The 18,919-nt window shown below is 58.7% G+C and carries 20 protein-coding genes and 1 tRNA gene; 13 read left to right on the forward strand and 8 right to left on the reverse strand.

The window, feature by feature from the left end; all coding sequences use genetic code 11:
• Position 1: 1 nt before the first annotated feature.
• Entirely contained in the window at positions 2–838 is an 837-nt protein-coding gene (locus WCJ41_RS04770) for a pyruvate, water dikinase regulatory protein (RefSeq protein ID WP_336904690.1), read from the reverse strand.
• 322 nt (positions 839–1,160) lie between these two features.
• On the opposite strand from WCJ41_RS04770, the gene hemE reads away from it, so the two are divergent.
• From hemE to WCJ41_RS04810, 8 genes are all read left to right on the forward strand, one after another.
• Entirely contained in the window at positions 1,161–2,207 is a 1,047-nt protein-coding gene (gene hemE / locus WCJ41_RS04775) for a uroporphyrinogen decarboxylase (RefSeq protein WP_336904691.1), read from the forward strand.
• Entirely contained in the window at positions 2,200–2,637 is a 438-nt protein-coding gene (gene hemJ / locus WCJ41_RS04780; RefSeq protein WP_336904692.1) for a protoporphyrinogen oxidase HemJ, read from the forward strand. Before hemE ends, hemJ begins: the two co-directional genes overlap by 8 nt.
• A gap of 141 nt (positions 2,638–2,778) precedes the next feature.
• Complete coding sequence (gene rho, locus WCJ41_RS04785; RefSeq protein ID WP_336904733.1) at positions 2,779–4,044, forward strand: transcription termination factor Rho; 1,266 nt, start codon at positions 2,779–2,781, stop codon at positions 4,042–4,044.
• A 37-nt stretch (positions 4,045–4,081) separates the two neighbouring features.
• The gene (gene mnmE / locus WCJ41_RS04790) at positions 4,082–5,413 is read left to right on the forward strand and encodes a tRNA uridine-5-carboxymethylaminomethyl(34) synthesis GTPase MnmE (RefSeq protein WP_336904693.1); all 1,332 of its coding nucleotides are present in this window, start codon (positions 4,082–4,084) and stop codon (positions 5,411–5,413) included.
• 63 nt (positions 5,414–5,476) lie between these two features.
• Positions 5,477–7,342: a tRNA uridine-5-carboxymethylaminomethyl(34) synthesis enzyme MnmG gene (gene mnmG / locus WCJ41_RS04795; protein ID WP_336904694.1), complete on the forward strand. Its 1,866-nt coding sequence runs from the start codon at positions 5,477–5,479 to the stop codon at positions 7,340–7,342.
• A complete protein-coding gene (gene rsmG / locus WCJ41_RS04800; protein WP_336904695.1) occupies positions 7,339–7,965 on the forward strand; it encodes a 16S rRNA (guanine(527)-N(7))-methyltransferase RsmG in 627 nt (208 codons plus the stop codon). The genes mnmG and rsmG overlap by 4 nt, the downstream gene beginning before the upstream one ends.
• Complete coding sequence (locus tag WCJ41_RS04805) at positions 7,958–8,791, forward strand: ParA family protein (RefSeq protein WP_336904696.1); 834 nt, start codon at positions 7,958–7,960, stop codon at positions 8,789–8,791. The genes rsmG and WCJ41_RS04805 overlap by 8 nt, the downstream gene beginning before the upstream one ends.
• Positions 8,792–8,878: 87 nt before the next feature.
• The gene (locus WCJ41_RS04810; protein ID WP_336904697.1) at positions 8,879–9,700 is read left to right on the forward strand and encodes a ParB/RepB/Spo0J family partition protein; all 822 of its coding nucleotides are present in this window, start codon (positions 8,879–8,881) and stop codon (positions 9,698–9,700) included.
• 3 nt (positions 9,701–9,703) lie between these two features.
• On the opposite strand, the gene purH is transcribed toward WCJ41_RS04810, so the two are convergent.
• The 3 genes from purH to htpX are packed head-to-tail and all read right to left on the reverse strand — an operon-like array spanning position 9,704 to position 13,571.
• Complete coding sequence (gene purH / locus WCJ41_RS04815; protein WP_336904698.1) at positions 9,704–11,284, reverse strand: bifunctional phosphoribosylaminoimidazolecarboxamide formyltransferase/IMP cyclohydrolase; 1,581 nt, start codon at positions 11,282–11,284, stop codon at positions 9,704–9,706.
• A gap of 59 nt (positions 11,285–11,343) precedes the next feature.
• Positions 11,344–12,651, reverse strand: a complete 1,308-nt coding sequence (locus WCJ41_RS04820; RefSeq protein ID WP_336904699.1) for an RsmB/NOP family class I SAM-dependent RNA methyltransferase — start codon at positions 12,649–12,651, stop codon at positions 11,344–11,346.
• Positions 12,648–13,571, reverse strand: coding sequence for a zinc metalloprotease HtpX (gene htpX, locus WCJ41_RS04825; RefSeq protein ID WP_336904700.1), 924 nt, complete (start codon positions 13,569–13,571; stop codon positions 12,648–12,650). The genes WCJ41_RS04820 and htpX overlap by 4 nt, the downstream gene beginning before the upstream one ends.
• Positions 13,572–13,613: 42 nt before the next feature.
• Between htpX and WCJ41_RS04830 the strand changes: the two genes are divergently transcribed.
• On the forward strand, positions 13,614–13,814 hold the full coding sequence (locus WCJ41_RS04830) for a DUF1674 domain-containing protein (RefSeq protein WP_336904734.1): 201 nt from the start codon (positions 13,614–13,616) through the stop codon (positions 13,812–13,814).
• On the opposite strand, the gene gluQRS is transcribed toward WCJ41_RS04830, so the two are convergent.
• Positions 13,815–14,600, reverse strand: a complete 786-nt coding sequence (gene gluQRS, locus WCJ41_RS04835; protein WP_336904701.1) for a tRNA glutamyl-Q(34) synthetase GluQRS — start codon at positions 14,598–14,600, stop codon at positions 13,815–13,817. It abuts the gene before it with no gap.
• 44 nt (positions 14,601–14,644) lie between these two features.
• Here gluQRS and WCJ41_RS04840 point away from each other — a divergent pair, with 44 nt between their 5' ends.
• Both WCJ41_RS04840 and WCJ41_RS04845 read left to right on the forward strand, forming a co-directional pair.
• Positions 14,645–15,268, forward strand: coding sequence for a DNA-3-methyladenine glycosylase 2 family protein (locus WCJ41_RS04840; RefSeq protein WP_336904702.1), 624 nt, complete (start codon positions 14,645–14,647; stop codon positions 15,266–15,268).
• Between the two features lie 70 nt (positions 15,269–15,338).
• On the forward strand, positions 15,339–15,905 hold the full coding sequence (locus WCJ41_RS04845) for an HNH endonuclease (RefSeq protein WP_336904703.1): 567 nt from the start codon (positions 15,339–15,341) through the stop codon (positions 15,903–15,905).
• Here WCJ41_RS04845 and WCJ41_RS04850 read toward each other — a convergent pair.
• The 3 genes from WCJ41_RS04850 to arfB are packed head-to-tail and all read right to left on the reverse strand — an operon-like array spanning position 15,878 to position 17,404.
• Positions 15,878–16,372 (reverse strand): disulfide bond formation protein B, encoded by a 495-nt coding sequence (locus WCJ41_RS04850; protein WP_336904704.1) that lies wholly within the window; start codon positions 16,370–16,372, stop codon positions 15,878–15,880. The two genes, WCJ41_RS04845 and WCJ41_RS04850, sit on opposite strands and share 28 nt — an antisense overlap.
• Positions 16,366–16,977, reverse strand: coding sequence for a YqaA family protein (locus WCJ41_RS04855; RefSeq protein WP_336904705.1), 612 nt, complete (start codon positions 16,975–16,977; stop codon positions 16,366–16,368). The genes WCJ41_RS04850 and WCJ41_RS04855 overlap by 7 nt, the downstream gene beginning before the upstream one ends.
• Positions 16,978–16,984: 7 nt before the next feature.
• On the reverse strand, positions 16,985–17,404 hold the full coding sequence (arfB, locus tag WCJ41_RS04860) for an alternative ribosome rescue aminoacyl-tRNA hydrolase ArfB (RefSeq protein WP_336904706.1): 420 nt from the start codon (positions 17,402–17,404) through the stop codon (positions 16,985–16,987).
• 63 nt (positions 17,405–17,467) lie between these two features.
• On the opposite strand from arfB, the gene WCJ41_RS04865 reads away from it, so the two are divergent.
• Together WCJ41_RS04865 and WCJ41_RS04870 are read left to right on the forward strand one after the other, a co-directional pair.
• A tRNA-Leu gene (locus tag WCJ41_RS04865) sits at positions 17,468–17,553 on the forward strand.
• Positions 17,554–17,561: 8 nt separating this feature from the next.
• Positions 17,562–18,917: a D-alanyl-D-alanine carboxypeptidase family protein gene (locus WCJ41_RS04870; protein WP_336904707.1), complete on the forward strand. Its 1,356-nt coding sequence runs from the start codon at positions 17,562–17,564 to the stop codon at positions 18,915–18,917.
• Positions 18,918–18,919 lie beyond the last annotated feature (2 nt).

Raw genomic sequence — 18,919 nt, forward strand, 5'->3', positions numbered from 1 at the left:
GTCACTTGTCGATGCGCTTGTTGTCAGACAACATGTTGAGGATCGTGGCGGCGATCTCCTCCACCGAACGCCGGGTGACGTCAATCATTGGCCAATCATTGTTGGAACACAGAGTTTTCATCAGCATCAGTTCATCAGTTATCTGCCGCGGGTCGATGTAATCGGTTGACCGGCTCTCCTTCAAGGAGAGAAGTCGGTGACGCCTGATCTGCGCGATGCGTTCTGCGCTTGCGATCAATCCAACGATCAGTGGACCTTTCAGATCGCAAAGTTTGGCAGGCAACGCAATTCCGGGGACCACAGGAATATTCGCTGTGCGAACGCCGCGTTGGGCAAGATAGATGGAAGTTGGGGTTTTTGATGTGCGGCTCACGCCGAGGATGAGGACATCGGCTTTTTCAAGATCATCGATGGACTGACCGTCATCATGTGACATCGTGAAGTTGAGGGCGTCGATGCGGCGGAAATAATCGGAATTGAGTGCGTGCTGACCTGCGACCTGAGGGCGCGATGTGGCGTTGAGGTATTGTGAAAGAATGGAGATAATTGGGTCTAGGATCGACAGACAGGGAACGCCCATCGCCTCGCATTGCTCTTCGAGATGTCGGCGGATGTCTGGGTTGATCAAGGTGAAGAGTACAATGCCTGGCTGCTCTTCAATTTCACGCAATGCGCGATTGAGCTGTGACGGCGTACGAACTAGGGCATAGATGTGGGCGATCGGTCGGAAGTCGGAATATTGGGCAGCAGCAGCCTTTGCCACAGTGTTCAGCGTTTCGCCCGTGGCATCTGACACGAGGTGAAGATGGAAGTAACGCTGTGAGCTGGCTTGTGACATGGTGTGGATGAATTGTGGATGGGCTGGATATCTTTTGTGATGGCAGAAATTCTCTCCAGCCTGTCCCGGGCTTCATCCACAGACTGGCCGCATCGGAGGAAACGGCGGGGGTGTTGTGGACAAAGGTTTGGGCGGGGTTTTGAGAACGGCTGTCGTTAAGCTCCTTCTAGTGCATTAACGATCTGTTAACACGTCTTAATTTTGAGTTACCGGAGCCGTGGCGGGCCTCACGTTCAACGATGTACTTGACCTGTGGACGATCATTGGATTGGGTTGTATCCCGCTTCCCACGGCCCAAACAAAAGAGACAAGAAGAGTCAGAATGATAGAGACAGGGAAGGGTGCCGAGGCAACCCGTAGTGCATTACTTGATGTTCTGACCCGGTCGCCAGCCAAACGGCGGCCGATGTGGTTCATGCGGCAGGCTGGACGTTATCTTCCGGAGTACCGGTCGGTACGGGAGCAGGCCGGTTCTTTTCTGGATCTTTGCTACAATCCGGAGCTCGCTGCGGAGGTAACGGTGCAGCCATTGCGCCGTTATGATCTAGATGCGGCGATCCTCTTTGCAGACATTCTGGTGGTACCCCATGCCATGGGCCTCCCTCTCAAATTCGCTGAGGGAGAGGGGCCAGTGCTTGGTACCGTCCGTAGCATGGAGGATCTGGACCGGTTGAGGCCTGTGGTAGGAACCCTCGAGGTCACCCAGGTGTGCCGGACGGTTGCGCTGACCCGCGGTCGCCTGTCGGCTCATTTGGCATTGATCGGTTTTTGTGGGGCGCCTTGGACAGTCGCGAGCTACATGGTTGGCGGTGGCAGCTCAGATCGTGTTATGGCCAAGGTGGCAGCCTACCAGCGCCAGGAGTGGTTTTGTGCCCTCATTGATCGGTTGGTGAAGGAATCGATCGATTACTTGTCGGCTCAGGCCGATGCTGGAGCTCAGGCCGTACAGATTTTCGATTCCTGGGCGGGGGACCTCGTGGGAACCGAGCTTGAGGATTTTGTCATCAAGCCTCTGGCTGCGATCGTAGCCGGTGTGAAAGCCAGGCACCCAACCTTACCGGTGATTGTTTTCGCCAGAGGTGTGGGAATGGCACAGCGAAGGGTTGCAGCGATTGCCGGAGTCAATGCAATCGGGGTTGAGACGGAGTTCGCGTTGGCGGATTTGCCCGAGAATATCGTGGTGCAGGGAAACCTTGATCCTATTGCGCTGTTGGCGGGACAGGATGTGGTTGCGGCCGAAGTGCGTCGAATTTGCTCAAGTGTCGACCGTCAAAGGCATATTTTCAATCTTGGCCATGGTATCCGTCTGGGGACGGACCCAGCGGTTGTAGGTGCGGTTGTGGAGGCCGTTAGACGTTGCGATGGCTGATTTATATGGCTGGGTGAAGGTAGTTCATATTCTGGCTGTGATCTCGTGGTTGGCGGGGTTGTTCTACCTCCCGCGGCTTTTCGTCTATCATTCTGAAAATAAAGAAAAAACGCAAGTTACCGCAGTATTTCTGGTGATGGAGCGGAGGCTCCTGAAGGCAATCATGCGGCCTGCGGCTTTTGTTGCGGTCGTAACGGGTGCTGGCCTTATTCATCTGGGCGGTTGGGATCAGGGGATCCAGGTCTGGCTATGGCTCAAGCTTCTGCTGGTTTTTGGCATGTTGTGCTTTCATGGTCTGTTGGAGAGCCATGCCGCGCGTTTTCGGGATGGTCGTGAGACGAAGAGCGGCCGCTATTTTCGAATCATAAATGAAATTCCGACATTGTTGCTGATTGGCATCGTGACCTTGGTCATTATCAAGCCCTTCTGAGTTTGTTGTTGGCGCTGGGCGCCTGACCAGCTATATTGATCGTGCTACGCATCGCCGATGGCTTGATGCGCCCCGCCTCAACGTTCCCGCATCTGTGCCGGAACCCCCCATAGTGAAAAGATAATGACTGTTATTGCTGACTTGAAAGAGATCAAGCTTCAGGATCTCAAATTGAAGACGCCGGCCGAGCTCGTCTCGCTTGCGGAGGAACTGGAAGTTGAAAACGCGAGTGCACTTCGCAAGCAAGAGTTGCTATTCGCAATATTGAAAAACCTTGCGGCCCGCGACGTCGAGATCATCGGCGAGGGTGTTGTCGAGGTCCTGCAGGACGGTTTCGGATTCCTGCGCTCGCCTGATGCCAACTATCTGGCCGGCCCTGACGATATCTACATTAGCCCCAGCCAGATTCGGAAGTTTACGCTGCGTACGGGCGATACGGTTGAAGGCCAGATCCGCAGTCCCAAGGAAGGCGAGCGGTATTTCGCCTTGGTGAAGGTCAACCTGATCAATTTCGAAGATCCGGAAAAGACCCGCCATAAGGTTCATTTTGACAACCTGACCCCCTTGTATCCCGACGAACGCCTCGAAATGGAGACGGGTGACCCGACCAGGAAGGACTACTCGTCGCGTGTGATCGATATTGTGTCACCGCTCGGCAAGGGCCAGCGCGGTCTGATTGTTGCCCCGCCCCGCACCGGTAAGACCGTTCTGCTGCAGAACATCGCTCACTCAATCACTGCCAACCACCCGGAATGCTACCTCATCGTGCTGCTCATCGATGAGCGGCCTGAGGAAGTGACAGATATGCAGCGCTCAGTGAAGGGCGAGGTGATCAGCTCGACCTTCGATGAGCCTGCTTCTCGTCACGTTCAGGTTGCTGAAATGGTGATTGAGAAGGCCAAACGACTCGTCGAGCATGGCCGTGATGTGGTCATCCTGCTCGATTCCATCACCCGCCTTGGCCGTGCCTACAACACCGTGGTGCCATCCTCAGGCAAGGTGCTGACCGGTGGTGTGGACGCCAACGCACTTCAGCGACCCAAGCGCTTCTTTGGTGCGGCCCGCAACATCGAGGAAGGCGGCTCGCTTACCATTATCGCGACAGCCCTGATCGATACTGGCAGCCGCATGGACGAAGTCATCTTCGAAGAGTTCAAGGGCACCGGCAACTCGGAAATCATCCTGGACCGCAAGGTGGCTGACAAGCGCGTCTTCCCGGCGATCGATATCCTGCGCTCTGGCACCCGCAAGGAAGAGCTGCTGGTAAAGCCAGATCTTCTGAAGAAGACCTATGTACTCCGTCGTATCCTGAACCCAATGGGTACCGTGGACGCAATCGAGTTCCTGCTGGACAAACTGCGCCAGACCAAGGGCAACAGCGACTTCTTCGATTCTATGAACGCCTGATCAGGCCAACGGTCACCTCGTTCGATTCGAGGTCGAAATGACAGCTTCAGACACGATTTTCGCCTTGTCCTCCGGGGCCGCGCGCTCGGCGGTAGCGATCGTTCGTATTTCTGGGCCGGCCTCCGGCGACCTCCTTGCTAGAATTGCCGGCGGAGTCCCGGATCCGCGCCAGTTCGCAGTCAGGCCGATTTGTGACCCCCAATCGGGCGAGGTGTTGGACAAGGCGGTCGTGGCATGGCTGCCAGGGCCCCGGTCATTCACCGGTGAGGATTGTGCTGAACTTCACCTTCATGGCAGTCCGGCTGTTGTGCGGGCCGTGATCGTCGCCCTGACGTCCCATGCGGGTGTCAGGCCGGCTGAACCGGGCGAATTCACCCGGCGAGCTTTCTCGAACGGGAAGTTGGATCTCGTTGAAGTCGAAGGCCTGGCTGATCTCCTTGAGGCACATACGGCCAATCAGCGCCGCCAGGCCTTTCGTCAGATGTCGGGTGCAGCAAGCAGCGTCATTGAAACGTGGCGGCAACAGCTTGTTCTGATCCGCGCTGACATTGAGGCCGTCGTCGATTTCGCCGATGAGCCCGGCGTGGCAGAGGAGGCAGCCCCTGGAATCGACGCGCGTATCAGAGCGCTTCGCGATCAGCTAGCGCAAGCTGTCGAGCGATCGCGGATTGCCGAAGTCATACGCGACGGCGTGCGTGTTGTCCTGGCAGGCTTGCCAAATACTGGTAAATCCAGTCTTCTCAATACTTTGGCCAAACGAGACGCGGCGATCGTGTCAAGCAGTCCTGGTACCACCCGGGACACAATCGAGGTGTTCCTGGACCTTAACGGCATTCCCGTCATTCTCACAGATACAGCGGGCCTGCGGGAAAAGGTGTCCGACGCCGTCGAAGAGGAGGGGATTCGCCGTTCTCTCCGACACATTTCGCAGGCTGATATTGTCGTCTGGATACAGTCTGCTGACGTGGTAGGGAGTGACACAACTGATGGGATCACGCCTGACATCACCGTTCAGAACAAGTGCGATCTGGACTCGGGACTCCTCCGAAACGAAGATTCTATCGCGGAATTGAGGATTTCCACCCGTACTGGTGAGGGCGTTCCCACATTTATTGAGCGATTATCAGAGCTTATGGGTCAACACCATGGTGCTGCGGAGCCTTCGCTTCTGGTTTCAGAGAGACAAATGGTTTGCGCGAGAGATTCGATTCGGTTCCTCAACGATGCACTAAACCTCTCTGTAAGCCATTTGGAGCTCAAGGCCGAGGAGATCCGGCGGGCCTCGTACGAGATTGGGCGGCTGACGGGTAAGGTGGATGTCGAAGAGTGGCTGGGTGCCATTTTCAGCCGCTTCTGTATTGGAAAGTAGCGTGTTTCACGTGAAACGCTGACGTGTTTTGACGTCTTCACTCACTTGCCCTAGAGAAGCGCCATGAGCGGCCATTTCGATGTGATTGTGATTGGTGGCGGACACGCGGGAACCGAGGCGGCCGCTGCCGCGGCACGCCTGGGTGCACGTACCGCCTTGCTGACACACAGGCTTGATACGATTGGCGAAATGTCCTGCAACCCGGCAATCGGCGGGCTTGGCAAGGGCCACCTTGTCCGTGAAATTGATGCTCTCGACGGCCTCATGGGACGCGTGGCGGACAAGGCTGGAATTCAATTCCGTCTCCTAAACCGGTCGAAAGGACCCGCAGTTCGGGGCCCTCGGGCCCAAGCCGACAGGAAACTCTATCGCGAAGCCATGCAGGCCGCGATTGGAGCCCAACCGAACCTGACGGTCATTGAAGGCGCCGCCCATGGATTTCGAATCGACGATGAACGAATTACCGGTGTCTTGTGTGACGATGGCCGTTTTTTGGGCTGTTCAGCCGCTGTCCTGACGACCGGAACCTTTCTCAACGGCTTGATCCATATCGGAGAAAGGCGAATTCCAGCTGGTCGCCATGGAGAACCGCCGAGCCACGGATTTTCAGAGCAGCTCACGGCTGCTGGCTTCGCCTTAGGCCGACTGAAGACGGGCACACCAGCCCGACTTGATGGCAGGACCATCGCCTGGGCTCGACTTGAGGAACAGAAGGGCGACAATGAGCCGGTCCCCTTCTCCTTCCTGACGACGCGTATCGAAACCCCACAGGTTTCCTGCTTCATAACCTCGACGACTGAGGAAGGCCACCGGCTGATCCGTGAAAACATGCATCGGTCACCGCTGTATTCAGGTCAGATTGAAGGTGTAGGCCCACGCTATTGTCCGTCAATCGAAGACAAGGTCCAGCGCTTCCGGGACAAGGGAAGCCACCAGGTTTTCTTGGAGCCGGAGGGACTGGACGATGACACTGTCTATCCGAATGGAATTTCCACCTCGCTTCCCGAGGATGTTCAGCAAGCCTTCATCCAGAGCATGCCTGGTCTGGAAAACGTCGTCATAAAGCGGTGGGGATATGCCATTGAATATGACTACATAGACCCAAGAGAACTGACTTCCGCCCTGGAGACCAAGCGCCTTTCAGGCCTATTTCTAGCTGGCCAGATCAATGGCACAACGGGATATGAAGAGGCAGCCGCTCAAGGCCTTGTCGCTGGTGCCAATGCAGCCCGGAAAGCTGGCGGGTTGCCGCCACTGACGTTGGACCGCTCTGCAGCTTATATCGGTGTGATGATTGACGATCTGGTCACGCGCGGTGTGGCCGAGCCATACCGCATGTTCACCTCCCGTGCTGAATATCGCCTTTCGCTGCGGGCTGATAACGCCGACCTGAGACTGACGCCTCTTGGCATCGAGTCAGGCCTCGTCGGTCCTGAGCGTCAGGTGGAGTTCCGCCGCCGTGAAGACTCTATTCGCAAGGGTTTGGAACTTGTAATGGCCCTTACACTCACGTCCGGTGAGGCCACCCGAAAGGGCCTCAAGGTCAATCAGGACGGGATGCGCCGCTCAGCAATTGACCTGCTCGCCATGCCAGATATCGGCTGGGGTGGGGTAACGACCCTCTGGCCACAGCTTAATGAGCTGCGACCGGATGTTGTTGAAGCGCTCGAGTCAGAAGCGCTCTATGCAGGGTATCTACAGCGCCAGGAGGCGGATATCGCGGCCCTTCGGCGGGAGGAGCACTTGGCCCTACCGGAAGGCCTCGACTATGCCTCGATGCCCAGCCTTTCTGCTGAACTGCGCCAGAAGCTGATAAAAGTAAGGCCCGTCACGCTGGGACAGGCATCCCGGATCGATGGCATGACCCCGGCTGCTCTGGCAGTGATCCTCGGCCACGTGAAACGTCGAGACCGGCAGAGTGCGGCATGACCACGGCCGAGGCTGATGCAGTTTTCGACCGCTTTGATGTTTCACGTGAGTCACGGCAGAAGATCGACACTTACGTGACGCTTTTGCTCTCCTGGCAACAGCGGATCAATCTCATTGGCCCAGCTACAGCAACAAACGTCTGGCAGCGGCATATCTGCGACTCCCTGCAGCTTTTGCCTCTCCTGCCACCGAATACAAGCAAGATTGCCGAGTTGGGTTCCGGCGCCGGAATTCCTGGGCTGGTCCTTGCCATGGCGGCAGGGCTGGAAGCCCATCTCTATGAAAGCAACGGAAAGAAGGCCGCCTTTCTTCGTGAGGCAGCCCGGCAGACGGGCACCAAGGCCGTCGTTCATAACATCCGGCTCGAATCTCTCAGGGAAGAACCCAGCCTCCCCAAGGTCCAATGCGTCGTGGCGCGAGCCCTCGCACCGCTGCCTCTGTTGCTCGATTATGCTGCTCCGTTCCTGTCCCGGGGGGCCGTCGGTCTCTTTCACAAGGGACAAGATGTAGACACTGAATTGACCGAAGCCACAAAATACTGGAGAATAGAGGTCTTGAAGCATGCGAGCCAATGCGACTCGCGCGGCGTCATTCTCGAAATCCGTGAGGCCTCCCGTGTCTGATCCAATCCCCGGCGGTTTACCTGCTCCGGCACCGCGCATTCTTGCGGTTGCCAATCAGAAGGGCGGCGTGGGCAAGACCACGACGGCCATCAACCTTGGCACTGCACTCGCCGCAGTGGGCGAACGGGTGCTGATCGTCGATCTTGATCCACAAGGCAATGCCAGCACGGGTCTCGGCGTACACCGCCGTGGAGGCCAGAAATCGACCTATCATGTTCTCATGGGCGAAGCTTCACTGCGCAACGTGATCGTTGATTCCGGCATTCCACGACTTCACTGCGCGCCCTCCACCATGGACTTGCTGGGGGCTGAACTCGAACTCGCGAATATCGACCGCAAGACCTACCGACTGGCCGACGCAATTGCGCAGCTTTGTCGCGAGAACGACCCTGAGCGAAGCTACACCTATGTGCTGGTCGACTGTCCGCCATCACTCAACCTGCTGACAATCAATTCGCTCTCGGCGGCGGACGCGATCCTTGTGCCGTTGCAGTGCGAATTCTTCGCACTTGAGGGCCTCAGTCAGTTGATAAAGACAGTCGAGCGGGTGAAGACCAACCTCAATCCGCGCCTCACCATACAGGGCGTCGTGCTGACCATGTTCGACCGCCGCAATAACCTTTCCGAACAGGTTGCGGAAGACGTGCGCAGCGTGCTGGGTGACAAGGTCTACCAGACGGTCATACCGCGCAACGTGCGCATCTCCGAAGCGCCGTCCCATGGCAAGCCAGTGCTGCTCTACGACAACGCCTGTGTTGGCTCACAGGCCTATATTCGCCTGGCGTCAGAGATCATCCGCCGAGAGCGCGAGCTGCGCGCCGCCTAGATTCGATTCCGTAACGACCCGAGACCTTAGAGAGTAGGACGAAACATGGATATGGGCAGCCCCCCAAAAAAGCGGCTTGGACGCGGATTGGCCGCTCTGATTGGCGAGGACACGAGCGAAGAGTCCGTTGTGCAAGACGTGCGCTCGCTCCGCCACCTGCCGATCGACCTGCTGAAGGCCAGCCCCAACAATCCACGCAAGAGCTTTGCCGAAGCTGATCTTGAAGATCTCTCGAAATCAATTCGGGAGAAGGGCCTGCTCCAACCCATCGTGGCACGGCCCGTCGCCAACGGCGAGTATGAGATCGTGGCTGGCGAACGCCGCTGGCGTGCTGCGCAGCGTGCTGGCGTGCATGACGTTCCAGTACTCATCCGCGATCTCACCGATGGCGAGGCGCTGGAAATTGCCCTGATTGAGAATATCCAGCGGTCCGATCTCAATCCGCTCGAGGAATCGCGCGCCTACAGCATGCTGCTTGAGCAGTTCAGCTACACCCAGCAGCAGCTGGCTGACTCGATCGGCAAGAGCCGCAGCCACATCGCAAATACGCTGCGCCTGATGAACCTTCCGGAGGCTGTGCGTGCCGAGATTGAGCAGGGGCGGCTGACAGCTGGGCACGCCCGTGCACTCGTCGCAACCGATTCGCCTGCGGAACTTGCTGCCAAGATCATCAAGCTCGGACTGTCGGTTCGCGAGGCAGAGAACCTGGCACGCGAAGCGTCGTCGGCAAAGAAACCGAAAGCAAGGCTTGAGAAAGATGCCGATACGCGTGCGCTCGAAAAGCTGGTGTCGGAGGCAATTGGCCTCAAGCTCGAGATCACGCACAAGGGTGATGGCAGCGGCACAATGTTGATCACCTACAAGACGCTGGACCAGCTCGAAGACGTGTGTCGCCGCCTTCAGAAATAGCGTCTAGTGGCGGAAGTGCCTGATGCCGGTGAACACCATGGCCAGGCCCTTCTCGTCTGCAGCGCGGATCACATCCTCGTCCTTCATCGAACCACCGGGCTGGATCACGGCTGTGGCACCTGCCTCGGCTGCCTGAAGCAGACCGTCCGGGAAGGGGAAGAAGGCATCCGAGGCGACGACGGAGCCGCGGATCGAAGGTTTGTCCAGGCCGGCCACCCGTGAGATATCCTCGTTTTTGCGCGCTGCGATGCGTCCAGAGTCAACACGCGACATCTGGCCTGCACCGATGCCGACCGTTGCACCGTTCTTCGCATAGACGATGGCATTGGACTTGACGTGCTTGGCAACACGGAAGGCAAAGCGCAAATCGGCCAGCTCGGAGGTCGTTGGCTGGCGTTTCGTCACCACCCTCAGGTCCATCGCATCAACCGACATGGTGTCGCGCGTTTGCACAAGCAACCCGCCGCCGACCGACTTTACGGCCAGTCCAGGACCCGAGATGGGCTTGCCGTCGAGGAGAAGGAGGCGTAGGTTTTTTTTCCTTGACACGATCTCCATTGCCGTTTCATCCGCATACGGAGCAATGATCACCTCCGTGAACAGTTCAGTGATCTCTGTCGCGGTAGCAGCGTCAAGTGGTTGACTGAGTGCGATGATACCACCGAACGCGCTAACTGGATCACACGCCAACGCCTTCCTATATGCGTCAACCGAATTTGCACCAACAGCTACCCCACAAGGATTTGCATGCTTGACGATAACGCAGGCTGCATGCTCACTTCCTGTAAACTCCGCGAGGCATTCAAGCGCGGCATCAGTATCGTTGATGTTGTTGTAGGAAAGATCCTTGCCCTGTAACTGGCGTGCGACGGCGATGCCGAAACCCATTCCCGGCGACGCATAGAAAGCGGCCTGCTGGTGCGGGTTTTCGCCATAACGAAGCGCCTGCAGCTTGCTGCCACCTGTTGCAAAATAGCTGCCGAAGAGTTCACCAGACTGGCTTGCGAACCATTGGCTGATTGCAGAATCATAGCTCGCCGTGCGGGCAAAGGCTTTGGCGGCCAGCGCTCGCCGTGTCTCGAGTTTCGTTGCGTTTCCGCTGGAGGCAAGCTCGTCAATGACTGTGTCATAGTCCACGGGATCGACAATCACCGTCACGTCGTCGTGGTTCTTGGCTGCAGCGCGAATCATCGCCGGACCACCGACATCTATGTTTTCAACAGTGTCATGCCACGAGGCACCACGCGCAACCGTTGCCTCGAAAGGATAGAGATTGACCACGAGAAGCCCTATGGGCCTGATGCCGTATGTGGTCATGGCCGTCTGGTGTTCAGCATTGGCACGCACGCCAAGGAGCCCACCGTGGATGGCAGGATGGAGCGTCTTCACACGGCCATCCATGATCTCCGGAAAACCGGTGACACTCGATACCTCGACGACAGGAAGCCCAGCGTCTACCAGCGCCTTGGCCGTGCCACCGGTCGAGATCAGTTCAATGCCAAGCGACACCAGCTTCGTCGCGAAAGGAATGAGGCCGGTCTTGTCGGAAACGGAAAGCAGCGCGCGGCGCACGGGTTCGGTCATCGGTGCCTCGAAGCAATGGAATTGCCGATCGCATAGCACTTTCGTGCATCAGCACAAACTCAGGCGCGGCGGCGCATTGCAACTGCGTAAAACCCATCCATACCCGGTGAGATGCCATAGCTCATCGAGGGCAACGTCCGCACCCAACCCTCAGGTCTCGCCGCACCCTCAGGTATCCAGTCGCCGCTCGCCGGCACGATCTCGAAGGCCGGGTTGTCAGCCAGGAACCCGCGGATCCGTGTCTCCCCCTCTTCTGGCTCCAGCGAACAGGTGCAATAGACCAACATTCCGCCCGGCCTTACCAGATCGGCGACCTTTCGCAGCATCCGGCGCTGCAAACCGGCCAATTCCCTGATCTGTTGTTCGTCCTTCAGATAGGGAAGTTCTGGATGGCGCCTGATGGTACCGGTGGCGGAGCAGGGTGCATCCAGGAGAACCGCGTCCCACTGGCCCGAGAATTCGGGGCTAAGGACATCCTGCGCTAAGATCTTTGCCGTGAGGCCCGTCCGACCGAGGTTCTCCTCCAACCGGCGCAGGCGCGCTTCAGAAACGTCCACCGCCGTGACTTCGGCACCCATGGCCGCCAGTTGCAGCGTCTTGCCACCGGGCGCGGCACAGAGATCCAGCACCGACTTTCCCCGGACATCGCCAAGCAGACGTGCGGGAATTGTCGCAGCGGCATCCTGAACCCACCAAGCGCCCCCGGCATAACCAGGCAACTCAGGAACCGGAGCGTGACCTGGGAGCAGGCGCAGTTGCCCATTCGGAAGAAGCTCCCCTCCCATTGAATCAGCCCAGGCTGCCGTGTCTGCCTTGAAGCTGAGGTCCAAGCCCGGTCGCTCACCATGGGCGCGTGCGATGGACCGGGCGCCGTCCTCACCGTAGTTCTTCACCCAGCGTTCCCACAGCCAATTGGGCGTATTAAGGCGTGGCGCATCGAGCCCGTCCTTCAGTTCCATGCCGCTAGCTGCCACCTTGCGCAACACTGCGTTGATGAGGCCCGAGAAATGCAATGCGTTGCGATCCGCCTTTGCGCTGCGCACCGCAAGGTCGATCACGGCATGCGGCGCCATGCCGAGGAACAGGAGTTGTGCCACGCCCAGAACCAGGATTTCCCGAGCTGACCCGGACTTGCGTGGCAGCGGTCGATCCACGAGTTTTGCGAGGATGGCATCGATCTCACCTCCATGTCGGAAAGCGGTGAGCAGAAGCGTCGCCACAAAAGCACGATCGCGAGGCTCCAGCGCCTGCGCATCGCTGTTCCTGGAAATTGCTTCTTCAGCCGTCAGCTTGCGTTCGATGCAGGAGCGAAGGAGAATGGGAGCAAGGAGACGAACTTCCAGCCCCTGAGCTGCAAGAGACGTCATCCCCACGGACCTGCCGTGTGGTTGGGTGGTGTGTCCCACGGTTCGGTTTGCTGTTGAGGCACTGACCCCAACTCACCGGCTATCCTCTGCAATTCGGCAATGCGCTTGCCGGGGTCCGGATGAGTGGAAAACAGATTGTCCATACGCATGCCGGACAGCGGATTGATGATGAACATGTGCGCCGTGGCAGGATTGGCTTCCGCCGCGGGGTTCACGATCTGATGCGCGGCATTGGAAATCTTGCCCAGCGCAGACGCGAGAGCCAGCGGTTGCCCTGAGATTTCAGCACCGCCACGGTCTGCACCGTACTCGCGCGTGCGGCTGATCGCCATCTGCACAAGCATGGCGGCGAGAGGCATCACCACCAGTGCTGCGATGGTGCCGATCAGTCCAAGCGGATTGTTACGATCTCGACCCCCACCAAACATCATGCCGAATCTGGCGTAGGTCGCCAGCATGGAGATGGCTCCGGCGATCGTCGCCGTCATCGTCATCACCAGCGTGTCACGGTGGCGGATATGGGCAAGTTCGTGCGCCATCACGCCGGCAATCTCGTCTCGGTCGAGGATGCGCAGCAAACCCGTCGTTGCAGCAACGGCGGCATTTTCCGGGTTGCGCCCCGTGGCGAAGGCGTTGGGCTGCGGATTGTCCATGATGTAGACCTTGGGCATCGGCAATCCAGCCCGTTGGGCAAGCTCTTCGACAAGACCGTAGAACTCCGGCGCAGTCTGCCGGTCCACCTGCCGGGCACCGTGCATGCGCAACACCATTTTGTCAGCGTTCCAATAGGCCAAGATGTTCATGCCTGCCGCCATCAGGAAGGCAATGAACATGCCTTGTTGGCCGCCGAGCAAATAGCCCGCCGCCAGGAAAAGGCCCATCAGGGCCGCCATCAGCAAACCGGTGCGCATGGTGTTCACGCCGCCAACTCCTCCTTGCCAAGTGCCTTGGCCAATCTCCATATGAGGGGAATGAACACGGATCACAAGACCATGACCGAGAAGCAGCTTTCCCCCGAAGCAAAGCGGGCGCTGGCCGAGGCCACTGAACGCCGCAAGGCAACTCCTGAAGCACAATTGCCAAAGGAAGTGAACGGTCGCGACGGACCCGAACCCACCCGCTTCGGCGACTGGGAAAAAAAGGGCATCGCGTCCGACTTCTGATCAGCTGAAACCCAGCCTTTCGAGGATGGTGTCAGCAGTCACACCCCCGGCTCGAAGTTGGCGGAGAGACGTGCTGGCGATGCTCTTCGACAGCTTACGCCCTTCCGCATCGCAGATCAGATCATGATGAAAATAGTCAGGTGTCGGCAAGCCAAGAAGTTGCTGCAGCAGCTTGTGAAGTGGGGTTGCCGGTTCAATGTCCTTGCCACGCACGACGTGGGTTATGCCCTGCAGCGCGTCGTCAGTTACAACGGCGATGTGATAGCTCGAGCCGACATGCCGTTTGGCGATCATGGTGTCGCCCCAAATGGTGGCAGCCGAGTCACCAGCCCGTGCCATGTCGATGCGCCAGCCATGGACTTCACCACGCGCAATCCGCTCCCCGGCATCTGTGCGCGAGATGGCGCGGCAGGTACCGCCATAATGTGGCTGTCCGTCGGGGCCATATGAGGAGAGGGCAAGGGCCTGTGCGGTCTTGCGTGAGCAGAAGCAGGGATAGACGGCGGCCATCTCCCAAAGACGCGCAAGATTGGCTTCGTAGTCCGCAAAGTGTTCGCTCTGGAAACGGACGGGCACTTCCCACGAGATGCCGAGCCAGGCGAGATCCTCTAAAACCGCCTGCACGAATTCGGGGCGAGATCGGCCTTCATCGGTATCTTCGATGCGTAACAACAGACGTCCGCCAGTCTCCATTGCCATGCGGGCATTAAGCAGCGCCGAATAGGCGTGACCCAAATGCAGGAAGCCATTGGGGCTCGGCGCGAAGCGGAAGACGGGACGGCTCATGCGCAGGTCTTGCGATCAAATCGCGCAAAGGTCAAACAGGTGCGATGCAGCGCCTCGAAACTCAGAAGGATCTCGAACAGGCGGTCGCCCGGCTTGTCGCCGTCGAGCCTCGATTTGCAGCGGTGGTGGACCGGTACACCCTGCCGCCGCTTCGGCATGCCGATCCAGGTCTTGAGAGCCTGCTGCGGATTGTCACGGATCAACTCATATCCCTGAAGGCAGGAGAGGCTATTTGGTCGCGACTCGCTACCAAATTCGGACGCTTTACTCCGGCTGGCGTTCTTGCCGCCAGCCATGATGACCTGCGTGGGCTGGGACTTTCAGGAGCCAAGGCGCGCACCTTCCGCGCCGCGGCGCTCGCCTTTTCGCAGGGACGATTCGAGGGTTGCGAGGCACTCGACGAGGCCGAAGTGCAGCGCCGGCTCATGGTAATTCCGGGCGTTGGCCCCTGGACCGCCAGCATCTACCTCCTGATGTCGCTGCGATCTGGCGACGCCTGGCCTGCCGCCGACCTCGCCCTTCAAGTTGCAGCGCATGACCTCATGGGTCTCGCAGAGCGTCCTACGACGCGGAGGATGATCGATCTCGGGGAAGCCTGGCGCCCCTACCGCTCCACGGCAGCCCTGCTGCTGTGGCGGCACTATCGTGGCATCCGGGGCATGCCCTAGAGGATACGAGGGGTCTTCACAGGACTGCCACACTAGATATAGTAAGGTCTTAGGGATTCGACCTTGTGAGATGCCCTTGCAATTCGTGCCGGTTGCGCCGGAAGCCTGCCCAGCCCTGGTTCTCAACGCGGACTTCCGCCCGTTGAGTTACTATCCCTTGTCATTGTGGAGCTGGCAGGACACGATCAAGGCCGTCTTCCTCGACAGGGTGAACATCGTTTCCGAATACGACAAGGTCGTGCGCAGCCCCAGTTTTGAATTCCGGCTGCCCAGCGTTGTGTCGCTCAAGACCTATGTGAGGCCATCACGGACACCAGCCTTCACCCGCTTCAACGTCTTCCTGCGTGACCGCTTCACCTGCCAGTATTGTGGTGATCACGACGATCTTACATTCGACCACGTCATCCCGCGCTCGAAAGGTGGGCAGACAACGTGGGAAAATGTCGTTGCCGCGTGCTCACCCTGCAATTTGCTGAAGGGCGGTTACCTGCCGCAACAGATCAACATGTTCCCCGCGCAAAAGCCGGTGCGGCCGAGCGTGGCACAGCTGCATCGAAACGGTCGCTTCTTCCCACCCAACTATCTCCATGACAGCTGGCAGGACTATCTCTACTGGGATACCGAACTCGACCCCTGAGCCCGCCGAAGCCCGGCGAGGGCCACCAGCGCAAGGCCGAGCGAGATCACCGCATTCCAACCCGCGAGCGACAGTCCGAAGATGCGGATTGCCGGCGTGTCACACAACACTGCTGGTTTCGACAGGTCGGGAAGCCCGCCTGTAAAGCCTGCCTGCGCAGTGCATGTGGCTGGGCCGGGCCACCACTTCCATTCGACGCCTGAATGATAGATGCCGAAGACCATGCTGCCGAGCCACAGCACTGTCAGAACTGCGAGACCTGCCTTGGCGAGGCCTGGCTGGCGCGGTGCAATCAATGAGACGATGAGAGCCAATGGCACGCCTGTGTAGTAGGCCCAGCGCTGCTTGAGGCACAGCTCACAGGGTGCATAGCCATAGTATTCAAAGATCCACGCACCAGCGATGGTGGCGAAAGCCACGAGGAAGATCAGCAGAGCGGCGCGCTGTGGAGTGCGACTGTTCAACATGAGGTTACGCTTCCAGCAATGCCTGAATACTTCACGACGATATAGATCAGGATGACGATCGCCGCCACTATCGCCGCCAGCAGGCCCAGACGCTTCTCGATGAACGTGCGTATCGGATCGCCATAGCGGCGCAAGGCCCATGCCAGCGCGAAGAACCTTGCACCACGCGCCACGATGCAGCAGACCACGAAGAACAGGAAGCTCACCTCGGCCACGCCGGCCAGGATCGTCACGATCTTGATCGGCGGCAGATGCGCGAGCCCGGAGGTGACGAGCAACAACATCAGCGTGTCCTCGCCGGTGCATTGACGCAGATGGTCGAATTCGTCGAGCTTGCCATAGAAGCTTAGAATTGGTTTGGCGAATGCCTCGAAAGCGTAGTGGCCGAGCAGGTAGCCGGCAATGCCGCCAAGAACCGATGCGACGGTGGCGATGAGCGCGAAACGGTATGCCCGCTGCGGTCGCGCCAGCGCCATGGGCAGAAACAATACGTCGGCCGGGATAAGGAACACCGAGCTTTCGACGAAGGCAATGATGGCGAGCCAGACTTCGGCGGTCTCACGCGCGGCGAGCGCCAGTGTCCAGTCATAGAGGCGTTTCAGCATTGGAGACTCAATCCGTGTCAGGTCGTGAACTGCGCAGCCGTTTGGTCTTGGCGTGCTTCGTCTTGGAATCGAGACGTCTGGTCTTGGACGCGCGCGTTGGTTTCGTGGCGATACGTCGCTTTGGGCGATGAGCTGCCTTGCGCAGGAGCTCGACCAGCTTCTGCAATGCGATCTCGCGGTTGCGCTCCTGTGAGCGGGTTTCCTGGGATGTAATCACCAGAACCTCGTCCTGCGTAAGCAGTCGCCCAGCCAGTGGCCGCAACCTGGCCTTGAGATCCTCCGGCAGAAAGGCCTTGCCGACGTCGAAGCGCAATTCGACGGCCGTGGAGACCTTGTTGACGTTCTGGCCGCCCGGCCCTGAGGCGCGCATGGCAGACCAAGAAAGATCGTCCTCATTGATGGTCAGTGAGTCGGTGATCCGGATCATGGAAACGCTTCTCCCCCTTTACGGTTGACGGCGCAAGGGCGGGCAACTATGCGGGTCCGGCTTGCCTCTGTGGCGGAATGGTAGACGCGGCAGACTCAAAATCTGTTGCTCGCAAGGGCGTGGGGGTTCGAGTCCCTCCAGGGGCACCAGCAACGCATTGTGGCTGCCGCAGATTGGACCGATTCCTGTGATGACAGAGAGGCTTGGCCCCATCCGCCTGACCTGGAGCAGACCTCTCTTGCCGACCCTCCGACGCATCCTTCTCGCGCTCGTCCTGATGGGTATGGTGCCCCCTGCCTTCGCCGCAGGTCCGACCCTGCTGTTTGATCCCGCCACGCAAGAAGTGATCTCCCAGGATCGTGCCGGCGAACCTTGGTACCCTGCGTCCATCACAAAGCTGATGACGGGCTACATCATTTTCCAGAAGCTCAAGAGCGGCCAACTCAAGCTTGATCAGAAGCTTCCGGTCTCCGAACTCGCTCATTCGCAACCGCCGAGCAAGATCGGCGTGCCAGTCGGACAGACAGTGAGTGTCGACTTCGCACTCCAGGCGCTGCTGGTCTATTCCGCCAATGACATGGCGTATGTGCTGGCCGAGGGAGCCGATGGCAGCATCTCAGCCTTCGCGGCGGAGATGAACGCTCAGGCCCAAAAACTCGGCATGACTGGCAGTCATTTCGTCAACCCAAATGGCCTGTTCGATCACCGCCACATCACCACTGCGCGTGACATCGCGATTCTTGCTTCGACCATCCTGAGGGAGTTTCCGGAATACGATCACTATTTCTCGCAGCCCTTCCTCAGCATCGGCAAGCGTCGCCTTTCCAATCGCAACTCCCTGCTGCGGCAGATGAAGGAGTCGGACGGCATGAAAACCGGCTTCGTGTGCAATTCGGGCTTCAACCTCGTTGCCACAGCCACCCATGACGGGCGGAGACTGGCTTCAGTGATCTTCGGTGCTAACAGCGGCAAGCACCGCGTGGATCTTGCCGAGATGCTGCTGACAGATGGCTTCTCGCGCCCGGTGGCCGCGCGTTCGAAGCTGCAATCCATTCCTAATGTTCAGACCGGCAGCATTGTGCCGACGGACATGACCTCGCAAGTGTGCAAACAGAAGCCAGTGACCTTGGCCATGTCCAAGAGCCTTGGTGGCTGGGGTATCTCATTTGGCAACTATGAGAATTCATCGACGGCTGACATGGCATTGCGCGGGCGCATGCTGAGCGCATCGGGAATGCAGCTTTCAGGGACGCCCGGTGTCATTCGCCTGCCCGAAGAGATGGGTTTTGCCGCCGCGATGTGGAATCTCGACAAACCCACCAGCGAAGCAGCTTGCGAGCGTTACCATGCCGAGAAGGCGCCGTGCGAAGTCATCCCGCCGGAAGCCTTTGCAAAGATCGCGGCTCTGGTTCCTGATCCCGCACCATCACCTATCATGGCTGACCCCGAGAACGACAACGTGAAAAAGTCTGGCAAGAAGAAATCAACCGCCAAGAAAAAGAAGAAGAACTGATT

The organism is Aestuariivirga sp., from assembly GCF_037139295.1.
Taxonomy (GTDB): domain Bacteria; phylum Pseudomonadota; class Alphaproteobacteria; order Rhizobiales; family Aestuariivirgaceae; genus Aestuariivirga.

Excerpts from the sequence above, each read along its gene's own strand:
- WCJ41_RS04770 (WP_336904690.1), bottom strand. The coding sequence starts at position 838 with ATGTCACAAGCCAGCTCACAGCGTTACTTCCATCTTCACCTCGTGTCA.
- hemE (WP_336904691.1), top strand. The coding sequence starts at position 1,161 with ATGATAGAGACAGGGAAGGGTGCCGAGGCAACCCGTAGTGCATTACTT.
- hemJ (WP_336904692.1), top strand. The coding sequence starts at position 2,200 with ATGGCTGATTTATATGGCTGGGTGAAGGTAGTTCATATTCTGGCTGTG.
- mnmE (WP_336904693.1), top strand. The coding sequence starts at position 4,082 with ATGACAGCTTCAGACACGATTTTCGCCTTGTCCTCCGGGGCCGCGCGC.
- mnmG (WP_336904694.1), top strand. The coding sequence starts at position 5,477 with ATGAGCGGCCATTTCGATGTGATTGTGATTGGTGGCGGACACGCGGGA.
- rsmG (WP_336904695.1), top strand. The coding sequence starts at position 7,339 with ATGACCACGGCCGAGGCTGATGCAGTTTTCGACCGCTTTGATGTTTCA.
- purH (WP_336904698.1), bottom strand. The coding sequence starts at position 11,284 with ATGACCGAACCCGTGCGCCGCGCGCTGCTTTCCGTTTCCGACAAGACC.
- WCJ41_RS04820 (WP_336904699.1), bottom strand. The coding sequence starts at position 12,651 with ATGACGTCTCTTGCAGCTCAGGGGCTGGAAGTTCGTCTCCTTGCTCCC.
- WCJ41_RS04830 (WP_336904734.1), top strand. The coding sequence starts at position 13,614 with ATGAGGGGAATGAACACGGATCACAAGACCATGACCGAGAAGCAGCTT.
- gluQRS (WP_336904701.1), bottom strand. The coding sequence starts at position 14,600 with ATGAGCCGTCCCGTCTTCCGCTTCGCGCCGAGCCCCAATGGCTTCCTG.
- WCJ41_RS04840 (WP_336904702.1), top strand. The coding sequence starts at position 14,645 with ATGCAGCGCCTCGAAACTCAGAAGGATCTCGAACAGGCGGTCGCCCGG.
- WCJ41_RS04845 (WP_336904703.1), top strand. The coding sequence starts at position 15,339 with ATGCCCTTGCAATTCGTGCCGGTTGCGCCGGAAGCCTGCCCAGCCCTG.
- WCJ41_RS04850 (WP_336904704.1), bottom strand. The coding sequence starts at position 16,372 with ATGTTGAACAGTCGCACTCCACAGCGCGCCGCTCTGCTGATCTTCCTC.
- WCJ41_RS04855 (WP_336904705.1), bottom strand. The coding sequence starts at position 16,977 with ATGCTGAAACGCCTCTATGACTGGACACTGGCGCTCGCCGCGCGTGAG.
- arfB (WP_336904706.1), bottom strand. The coding sequence starts at position 17,404 with ATGATCCGGATCACCGACTCACTGACCATCAATGAGGACGATCTTTCT.